Origin of the sequence: Microcoleus sp. MOSTC5 (assembly GCF_036701825.1) — a bacterium.
Lineage (GTDB): Bacteria > Cyanobacteriota > Cyanobacteriia > Cyanobacteriales > Microcoleaceae > Microcoleus > Microcoleus asticus.
In genome coordinates, this window is sequence record NZ_JAUBRK010000084.1 from 20,083 (window position 1) to 28,043 (window position 7,961).

5 protein-coding genes and 1 pseudogene are annotated in these 7,961 nt (G+C 45.8%); 4 read left to right on the forward strand and 2 right to left on the reverse strand.

The genetic code is table 11. The features are described 5' to 3' along the window. The first annotated feature begins 109 nt into the window (after positions 1–109). Positions 110–2,281, forward strand: a complete 2,172-nt coding sequence (locus tag QUA54_RS30505; protein ID WP_333418347.1) for a P-loop NTPase fold protein — start codon at positions 110–112, stop codon at positions 2,279–2,281. Between the two features lie 146 nt (positions 2,282–2,427). Here QUA54_RS30505 and QUA54_RS30510 read toward each other — a convergent pair whose 3' ends face one another. Both QUA54_RS30510 and QUA54_RS30515 read right to left on the reverse strand, forming a co-directional pair. Continuing rightward, positions 2,428–3,912, reverse strand: a complete 1,485-nt coding sequence (locus QUA54_RS30510) for an MFS transporter (RefSeq protein WP_333418348.1) — start codon at positions 3,910–3,912, stop codon at positions 2,428–2,430. 254 nt (positions 3,913–4,166) lie between these two features. Continuing rightward, positions 4,167–5,696 carry an MFS transporter gene (locus QUA54_RS30515; protein ID WP_333418350.1) on the reverse strand — a complete coding sequence of 510 codons (1,530 nt, stop codon included), beginning with the start codon at positions 5,694–5,696 and terminating at the stop codon, positions 4,167–4,169. An 835-nt stretch (positions 5,697–6,531) separates the two neighbouring features. On the opposite strand from QUA54_RS30515, the gene QUA54_RS30520 reads away from it, so the two are divergent. From QUA54_RS30520 to QUA54_RS34625, 3 genes and pseudogenes are all read left to right on the forward strand, one after another. Beyond that, positions 6,532–7,068 (forward strand): HAD hydrolase-like protein, encoded by a 537-nt coding sequence (locus tag QUA54_RS30520; protein WP_333418352.1) that lies wholly within the window; start codon positions 6,532–6,534, stop codon positions 7,066–7,068. A gap of 13 nt (positions 7,069–7,081) precedes the next feature. Continuing rightward, positions 7,082–7,327: a hypothetical protein gene (locus QUA54_RS30525; RefSeq protein WP_333187703.1), complete on the forward strand. Its 246-nt coding sequence runs from the start codon at positions 7,082–7,084 to the stop codon at positions 7,325–7,327. Between the two features lie 223 nt (positions 7,328–7,550). Further along, positions 7,551–7,715 (forward strand): annotated as a pseudogene (locus QUA54_RS34625) (IS1 family transposase); the annotation flags it as partial. Positions 7,716–7,961: the final 246 nt, after the last annotated feature.

Below are 7,961 nucleotides of genomic sequence, written 5' to 3' on the forward strand. Positions count from 1 at the left end.
GCATGATTAGGACGTAATTCAACACCCCAAACTCAGCACGCCAGTGGGGTGTTAATTAAAGCGAACGTTGAACGGCAAGAGCACCTTAGCTAACAAGGAGAGAGGCTGTATGGCTCAAACAAAGAACGATTCAGAGGTCTTGCCGGAGGATTTTAGTGATCCATCCGCAGATAACGCTTTAATCGAGCCGAAAAAAGACAGATTAGGATATGCACCCTTCGCCAAACATCTTGCAGACAGTATTTGCCAAATGAACTTTCCTGAAGGGTTCGTTATTGCAGTTTACGGTTCCTCAGGTTTTGGCAAATCCACACTATTGAACTTTTTAACGTGCTATCTCAAGCAAAAGCCAGAGAGCGAACAACCTATTATTGTCCCTTTTAACCCCTGGTTTTTTTCTGGAGGCGAAGACATCACAAGGCGCTTTATTGGTCAATTACAGGCTATTTTGAGCCAATTTAAAGCTGTCCCCAAAGGCATCCTAGGTCGAATAACCAATCTGGCTAAAGCAGTTTCTGAAATTCCTATTCCTTACGCTCAAGCTAGCAAGGCAATTGTAAAATTATTTGACGATAAAGAAAAGGAAACTTCCGACTTAAAAGAAGAAGTCGAAGATACACTAGAAAAGCAGCATCCGCGAATCGTAGTAACGATTGACGATATTGACAGGCTCAGCGCTGAGGAAATTAGTCAATTATTTCATCTTATTAAAGCAATTCCGAATTTTACTAACGTTGTCTATTTGCTAGTTTTCGATCGAGAAGTGGTCATCAATACTCTCGCAGATACACAACCTCTACCCGGACAAATCTACCTCGATCAGATTGTTCAAGCTTCTTTTGAGTTACCTCTCCCAGATAAAACCTCACTCCGCACGCTACTTTTTGAAAAACTAAATGGCATAGTGACTGACGCACCAAAGCCACTATTCAATCAAAATCGCTGGGGCAATGTTTATTTACAAGGGATAGATCATTTTATTAGCAATCCTCGTGACATTGCTCGTCTGACCAACATCTTAACCGTGACATACCCAGCGGTGAAAGGTGAAGTGAACCCAGTTGATTTCATTGCTATTGAGTCTCTGCGAACCTTTCGCCCAAAAATATATGACATAATCCGCAAAAATCCTCAATTTTTTGCGGGAAATGCGGATGCGAAAGGTTCTCTAATCCAGACATTGGACGAAATCAAAGATTTTCACGATTCCTGGGTGACTAAGTTTGAAGATGACGAGGATAAAGAACCAGTTAAACGGCTGCTCTTACAGCTTTTTCCTAAGTTAGAAGCCGTTTGGCATAATACCTACTCCCGCGCACAATATGAGTCAATATGGAGCAAACAATTACGGATTTGTAGCTTAGATATATTTCCAAAATACTTCCGTTTAGTCTTAACACAAGATGAATTCTCTCATGCTGAGATTAAAGCAATTTTTGCCTTGGCAAAAGATGCTAAGGCATTTGGGGAAAATCTTGTAGAACTCGCTCATCAAAAACGCTCTGATGGCACGACGCAAGTTCGGGCATTTCTTGAACGGCTTGAGGATTACCCTGAAAAAGAAATTCCTACCGATTGCATTCCTTCAATTGTGAAAGCTTTGTTTGATGTCGGCGACCAGCTTTTGCCTCCGGAAGACGAACCGCAGGGAATGTTTGATTTTGGCAATGACATGAGAATTGAACGCCTGATCTCACGATTGTTGCGTCGGATTGACGAACAAGCACGGTTTGAAACCTTGAAAGAGGCAATGTCAAACGGTAACGCCTTATCCATAATTGTGCGCGAAGTAGCAGCCTTGGGTCAGGAACAAGGTAAGTATGGAGCAGAGGAATTTATCCCCGCAGAGGAATGGCTCCAGAGTGTAGAACACCTTAAAGAGCTTGAAGGAATAGCCTTGAAGCGGCTGCGAGATGCTGCACAACAAAACTTCCTGCTGCAATCCCCAAAGCTATCTGAAAATTTACACTATTGGCAAAGTTGGGCAGGAGAAGAGGAAGTCCAGCAATGGCTTGAAAAGACTATTGACGATGACGAAGGGCTAGTTAATTTCTTGGAGAAGTTGCTGCAAAAAGATTTTAGTGAGGATGGGTCGAACGAAACTCAAAAAACCGGCTACAAACTTGACTTTAACTGGCTCGAACCCTATGTCGAACCATCCGCGATCGTTGAGCGAATGAGTCGCCTTGATGAAACGATCGACTTAACAGAAGATCGGAAAAATGCGATCGCCCAATTTATCCGAGAATATGAGATGCAGCAGGGAGAAAGCCCGGATTAGTCAAGGATTTAGGCGATCGAATAGCAGTGCTAGAGCCTCGATCCGGTAATCCAAATGATGTAGAGGGTATGACGCAACTGACTGGCGACGAACGTTAGAAACTCATCGTTCAGGGAAGCGACCAGGGCTAGGCCATAAATTTATTGCTATTCCTTTGCTTCAATCAGCTCTGTTGGTTGCCTGGCTGGGAATAGGGCGCGTATTAGCTGACCCACAGGCACAGAACGCTGCTCGCGAACAAACACCAAAGGCAGCAGAGCAAACAGTCGCAAGACGGCTGAGAGAGCAAACGCCGTTGGCAAACCACCAAAACCAGTCATACTCGCGACATACCCACCAACAGTGATTCCGATCGCCCCAGTGATTCCAGGAACCGCCGCCGCAATAGCAAAATAAATCGACTGATTGCGTAGCGGTGTCACCGACATCATCAGATTGCCACTGCACAGGTCGATCGCTGCCCAAGTCGCACCGCCCACTATATGCAACAAGGGGAACCAAGCCCAAAGGAAAATTGGAGCCGTTCCAGCTTCTAGCCACAGTAGAGGCGTCAGAGCCACCAAGATTCCCACAGTTATCATCAGTGGGCGATTGCCAATCCGGTCAGCCAGTCTGCCCCAGAACATCAGCATCAGCAAGTTAGCACCAGCTCCCAAGCTGTTATAGAGCGTTACCACGCTGACATCTAGGTTGAGATCCCCCAGCAAGTAGAGGTTAAAGAAGGGAGCGCTGATGTTGACCGCAAAGCTCCAGAAGCCTGTGTAAACAAGAAACCTCAAAAAATTGGCATCCTGGAAGAAGCTAAAAATAGTCCCCCAAAGCGAGCCGCGGTCTGTATCCGAATCGACGGCCTGTAAAAGCTTTGGATTAACATCAGTCATCCAGAAGTGAAAGCCCAGACTGATTATCCCCAGCACGATTCCCAGAACCAAGACCGCACCGAAGCCATAGAGCGACGAGCCACCGGGCCACTTCGATACTGCTAGACCCAGAACCGGCACAGCGATGAGATTTGTTAAGGTCACAACACTGTTGCGAAAGCCAAAATACCGCCCCCGCAATCGGTCTGGTACTAACACAGCCATCCAGCTAAAAAAGGAAGCACGGCCCAAAGCTTCCATGATATTAGTCACCCAGATAATTGCCAGTGTTAACACCACCAACTGATGTCCAGCCATGCGAGATGAGCCCACCAACCAAATCCCTGGTACAACCAGCAACCACAGCAGCCGCGAGGAGCCAAAAATCAACAGTGAATACCAATTGCGGCTGTTAATGCGGTCTCCCAGATAGGCTCCCAGCGGTTGCAGCAAGTTGGTTAGCTGAGGAATTGAGGCGAGCAAACCAATTTCCACTGTACTGGCACCTAGATCCAGCAAGAAATTACTAAGCAACGCGCCGCCAATGATACTGGCAAAGACTGTAGCGAAGCCACCTTCGGTAGTTAATGCCTTGAGGCTTTTCCGAATTTCTCGCTTGGAAATTTTTTGAGGCGGCTGGGGAGGAAATACCGTCTCTGATAATGCCCTATTCTCTGGTTCGACTTTTAATACTAAATCTTTCTCGGTGTGTTGAAAATCTTCAACTATTACTCCTTGCAAGTTTAGTAATCCTGTCAGTAGAGGATTCATGAGCGTTATTTGTAATATTCGCTACATTAACATAGGACAAGCCGAAAAACACACCCTATTTTGTTTATTGCCACATCCCCACTAGGATAGATATATAAAAAAATATTTGATAAGCAATTATACTTAAAATTCTAGTTAAATTTTCGGAAAGGGCACAAGGCGGTTCTTGTCCCCGCAGTAGTTCATTGCAAGGAACTATGAATAAAAATCCCTCCCCGTTCAGGGGGAGGGTTCGTCAATTCGCCATCTCAAGACTAATTGGATGAGCTTGCTGGTGGACTTTCATCCTCAAGTTCTTCTATTAATGGTAAAGGTTTCAAAGTGGTGCGTCCTGCTTGAATAGCTGCTGCTTGACGCTTGAGTGTTGGGATCAGGACTCGCATTAGCTCACTCACAGGCACAGAGCGCTGCTCGTGAACAAACACCAAGGGCAGCAGGGCCAACACCCGCAGGACGGCTGAGAGAGCAAACACCGTTGGCAAGCCACCAAAATCAGTCAGAGTCGCGACAAAGCCACCAACGCTAATTCCGATCGCCCCAGTGATTCCAGGAACCGCCGCAGCAACAGCAAAATAAATCGACTGATTGCGTAGCGGTGTCACCGACATCATCAGATTGCCACTGCACAGGTCGATCGCTGCCCAAGTCGCACCGCCGAGTATGTGCAACAAGGGGAACCAAGCCCAAAGGAAAATTGGAGAAGTTCCAGATTCTAGCCACAGTAGAGGCGTCAGAGCCACCAAGATTCCCACCGTTATCATCAGTGGGCGATTGCCAATCCGGTCAGCCAGTCTGCCCCAGAACATCAGCATCAGCAAGTTAGCACCAGCTCCCAAGCTGTTATAGAGCGTTACCACGCTGACATCTAGCTTGAGGTCGCCCAGTAAGTAGAGGTTAAAGAAGGGAGCGCTGACGTTAACCGCAAAGCTCCACAAGCCTGAGTAAAACAAAAACCTCAAAAAATTGGCATCCTGGAAGAAGCTAAAAACTTTCGCCCAGGGCGACCTGTGGTCATCCGAGTCGGCGGCGTGTACTAGCTGCGGGTTGACATCAGTTATCAAGAACTGAAAGACCAGACTGAGTATGGCAAACACAACTCCCACAACCAAAACGATACCGAAGCCCGAGAGCGAACCACCGGGCCACTTCGATACCGCTAGACCCAGCAGCGGCACGCCGATGAGATTGGTTAAGGTCACAACACTGTTGCGAAAGCCAAAATACCGCCCCCGCAATCGGTCTGGTACTAACACAGCCATCCAGCTAAGAAAGGAAGCACGGCCCAAAGCTTCCATGAAATTACTCAGGCAGATAATTGCCAATGTCAACAGCAGCAACTGGCGCGGCTGGATACGAGATGAGCCCACCAACCAAATCCCTGGCACAATCAGCAACCACGGCAGGCGCGAGGAGCCGAAAATCAACAGGGAATACCAGTGGCGGCTCTTGATGCGGTCTCCGAGATAGGCTCCCAGCGGTTGCAGCAAATTGGTTAGCTGAGGAATTGACGCGAGCAGACCAATTTCCACTGTACTGGCACCGAGATCCAGCAAGAAATTACTAAGCAACGCGCCGCCAATAATACTGTAAAATACGGTTGCAAAGGCACCTTCGGTAGTTAATGCCTTGAGGCTTTTCCGAATATCTCGCTTGGGAATTTTAAGATGCGGGTTTGTAGTAAGTACCGGCTCTGATAATGCCTTATGGTCTGGGATTTCCTGAATGGCGAGAGAAGCCAGAGGACTCGTTTCTACTAAAATCTTATCTTCTTGTGGATGCAGCATATTCTCTAGGCAATATTTAAACGCTCGACCGGAACTACATTACTCCTTTGCTCTGAGTGCATTTCTAAAGACAAATGTCCTAAAAAATGCTTTATTTAAATCCTGTAATGGCAACCCCTTACCTGCTCGGCGTTAATTAGTAAACGCCATAAAGTATTTCAGAAATATAACCAGAACCTGTCCCAAACAGTCAGGTTTTTTATACAGAACTTATATAAAAATACTCTCTATTATAGTATAGTAGAAATTCAATAATTTGCAAAAAGTTTTTATAGGAAATTTTCATTTATTGTAAACAAACTTTAAGTTTTCAGTTACAATATTTGCTTAAATTATTTTATAGTAAATCCTTAAAAGTTATTTCTCAAGATAGATGTCTTTGTCAACTCTGAGGATGGTGCAGATATGCTAGCTCTAAGGTGTTGGGAGTTAGAAGTTGAGCTCGTAAATTTCAACTCGACCGAACTTTCCTAGAGTGACTTCATCTTCAAGCGGAAGAATTTTTTTTAATGAGGATTTTAAGGAGTAGGCTCGATGCAACAGAAGCCAATAAATTAGCAGGTGGTTGTCGTTGTTGGGGCTTCGAGGGGCATCGGACTTGAGGTAAACCTCCCGTTTGTTTGATGAGGGAGGGGCAAAAGGAAGAGGTTGTCTCTGCTGGCAGTGAGGTGCGACTAAATTCCTTGATGGGCGAGATTTGTATCTCTGGCGGTGCGGCAACCCCTTTCGTTTCAAGATAAGTCGATCGCCCTAGCAGTACATTCCATTAGCTAGAGGAAAGGAAATCGATCGTCGCTTAGGATGTTTAATAAAACAGGTAATTTTCTAGGGAACGATGAGCTTATTACTAATAGATATGGATGGTACGCTCCGTGAACCACTCAGCGGACAACAATACTTCCAACATCCCCAAGATCAACGCATTATTGAAGGTGCCGACATTGCCATTGGTGCTTACAAAGACGATTGGATAATTGCCGGCATCACCAACCAAGGTGGAGTTGCCGCAGGTCATAAGTCTATGCAAGAGTGCATCAAGGAACAGCAATATACGCTTGAGTTATTCCCAGAGTTGAGAGAAATCTACTTCTGCCCCGACTTTGAGGGTAAAAAGTGTTTCCGCGTCACTCGTCACAATGTTTATAACCACAGCCAAACTAAGTGGTCTGGACAGTATCGCAAACCGCGATCGGGTATGTTGCAACTAGCAATGGTCAGACACAAACACACCCCACAAAATTCGCTATATGTGGGCGATCGCCCCGAAGATGAACAAGCGGCCCAACGAGCAGGTATACCCTTTCAATGGGCATGGAACTGGATCGAGCAACATCAACAGGCGATCGTCCCCAACCTTACAGAAGTACAGTAATTCACAGGATGTCATGGAACGAGAGATTACAGATAGCAACGGCATTACCTGGATATGTATTCAAGCCTATTCTGGGCTTTCCCAAAACGCAGAAAACCAAGATGCGGCTCAGGTTAAAGGGCAGGAGGATACCTACTGGGTAGTCTGTACGCCCAGTGGTGGCGCAAAGTCCGTGCGGCTCAAGCTTGAGGGCGAATGGGAAACGTCCTACTCTGACGAGATGTTGCTCAACGAAATTGAAGCACAGCAGGGGGTATGACTACAGCCAAACCAAGTGGTCTGGACAATACCGCAAACCGCGATCGGCTATATTGCCACGGGCAATTGTCAGGCACAAACACACTCCGCTTACCGCTGCTTCAAACGACTGCGACTTAAAGACCGACAAACAATGTTTAAACAACCGCCATCACCTGCAATCGAAGCTCTATAACGTTGCTTTTAGCTTTTCTTGAGAAACAGCTTCTGAAGTTTTTTGCTATTTAAAGAAACTGCTTGAACCATTGGGAATTCAGAAGTATTGCACGGATGGTTCTGGCAGCTACGAGCGCTCCTTATCACAATACAAGCATGAAATCGGTAAACGAAAGACACAAAAAATTGAGAGAAAGCACTTAAATTTGAGGACAATAATCAAAAGGTTGTAGAGAAAGACTATCTGCTTTTCCCAGACAGAAGAGATGCACGATCTGGGAATGGGATTATTTATTAATCGATATGAGTTTGGTGTAGCAATTTACTTAACAACAGAGCGTTAACACCACCATTTTTTTTGCAGCCCAACCCGCCGTTATGGTATTCTGTTGTGTGCAATTAACAATACTCCGGACAGTTTTTAAAGAGGGATACGATCGCTTTTGCAGCAGAGAAGTGAAAAAAGTGAGTGCAATCTG